Annotated in this window: 1 protein-coding gene; it reads left to right on the forward strand. The window is 36.8% G+C overall.

What is annotated here, in order from left to right; genetic code table 11:
• Nucleotides 1-2,235 (forward strand): glucosyl transferase (locus HMPREF2877_RS06020; protein WP_070579154.1); only part of this gene is annotated, 2,235 nt, incomplete at both ends.

The following is a 2,235-nucleotide window of genomic DNA, read 5'->3' on the forward strand; positions in this document are numbered from 1 at the left end:
CTCTGCTGAAAATAATATCACTGGCGGTCACTACTACAGTGATAAACAGGGGAATTGGTACTATGAAGATGCTAATGGGAAAAAACTTACTGGAGATCAAACGATTGATAACGTAAGAGTCTCCTTCTGGGAGGACGGAAAACAAATTAAAGGACCACAAATCGTAAATTACAAACTATACCGTTATTTTGATGATAATACTGGTCAACTACAAACCAAACGGTATCTAGAATATAAGGGAAACTGGTACTATGTTGACAAGGATGGTATTCCTCTCAAGGGGGAACAAACCATTGATAGGCAAGAAGTTTATTTTGATTATGACGGAACTCAAGTCAAAGGAGACTTTAGTGAAAAGTATTCTGGTAATCTTGATAAGATGCACTATTATGACCCTAACACCGGAGCTAGAGTTAGAAAAGAAGGTCTCGTTCAAGATAAAGAAGGAAGAACCTTTTTTATCAATAATGACGGTTCTAAATATACAGGAACTCGTATGATTGATGGTAATCTTTATTATTTCGAAATCAACTCTGGTGTCATGCAAAAAGGAATCAGCATAGAGCTAGAAGATGGAAAGACTCTTCCAACTTCTAATAAATATGGAACGCCCACAAACATTACCCGTCGTTACTATTTTGACTCAGAAACCGGTCAGTTAGTCAAAAAACAAACAATTAAAGAAAATGATAAATGGTACTACTACGGTGATGATGGAAATGCTATTCGTCCTAAAGATGGGGAAACCCTTATTAATGGACAAATCGTCTATCTCTACTCAAACGGCCGTCAAGCTAAAGGAGAGCTTGTTCTTGATAATGGGGTCCTCCGTTACTATGATCCTGATTCTGGAGCTCGTGTTGTAAATACAAGCCTAACGATCAATGGGATGACTTATAACTTTGATGAAAATGGGATTGGTAAAGATGCTCCAAACCCTAACGGCTACTATAGCGATGAACAAGGTAACTGGTATTATAAGAATGCAAGCGGAGAAAACCTTATCGGTTCCCAAATCATTAAGGGACAAAGAGTATTCTTCCGGGATAATGGACAACAAGTCAAAGGGGCCTATTTAGATATATATAATGACCTTAAAGGTTACTACGATATCAATACAGGAAATCTCGTAACCAATCGTTACGTTGAAGTTAATGGTAATTGGTACTATGTTAATAAATACGGTAGCCCACTAAAAGGGGCCTACATTATTGATGGACAAGATGTTATGTTCGATCCCCATAATGGTAAACAGATTAAAGGAGGATTTGTAAGAGATCCGAAGTTTATCTCCAAATATTATTACATGCCTAAGTACTACTATGATAAAGACAATGGTTGCAAAGTAACCCATGCAGGCTTTGTTAATGAAAATGATTCAACCTACTACCTTGATGATAAAGGACAAATAGTTCTTGGACTTCAGGAAATTAATGGCGATTTCTATTACTTCCGTCCAGAAAATACGTATAAACAATATGACATTGGAGAAATGTTACGAGATCGTTTTATCTATGAAAATAATAAGGTCTATTATGTTGATCATAGTGGTAAAGTCTTGAAAAATCGCTTTTTCGAACGTAATGGAACTTGGTATTATTTTACAAAAGATGGTACAGCTGCAACAGGAGAAGTTGAAATTAATGGTCAAAAACTATACTTTGATAATCCTTGGGGTTTTCAGACCAAAGGAAGGGTTGCTCAAAACGGTAAATTCTATGACAAAGATTCTGGTGAACTAGTGACCAATACTTTTAAAGAAGGATTGACTTCCGTTGGTAGTACCATATATGGCGAAACTTTATATGCAAAGGACTGGTATTACCTTGATAGGGAAGGCCGACCACTAAAAGGACCTCAAACACTTGATTATGTCAAAATGTACTTCTTCCCTAATGGAGCACAGGTTAAGGGACGTTTTGCTCCTGATGGACACTACTATGATAAGGATACTGGTGCACTTGTAACAAACCGTTACGTCCATATCTATAACTGGAAATTTCAAGATAAATACGGTAATCCTGTCGATAACTTTTTTATCCAGTTCCCACATAATTTTATTTTTGATCCCAATCATAATACAATACCAGTAGACATTAGTCACTACCCACTTTCAAGCAAAGACTTCGATTGTGAGGACTATTTCTACTACGTTGATGTCAATGGTGATAAAGTTACCGGTGAACAAACCATTGACAATGTCCCAGTCTACTTCCACAGTAACGGTAAACAAGC

It is taken from the genome of Streptococcus sp. HMSC072D03 (assembly GCF_001812855.1).
Classification (GTDB): Bacteria; Bacillota; Bacilli; order Lactobacillales; family Streptococcaceae; genus Streptococcus; species Streptococcus salivarius_D.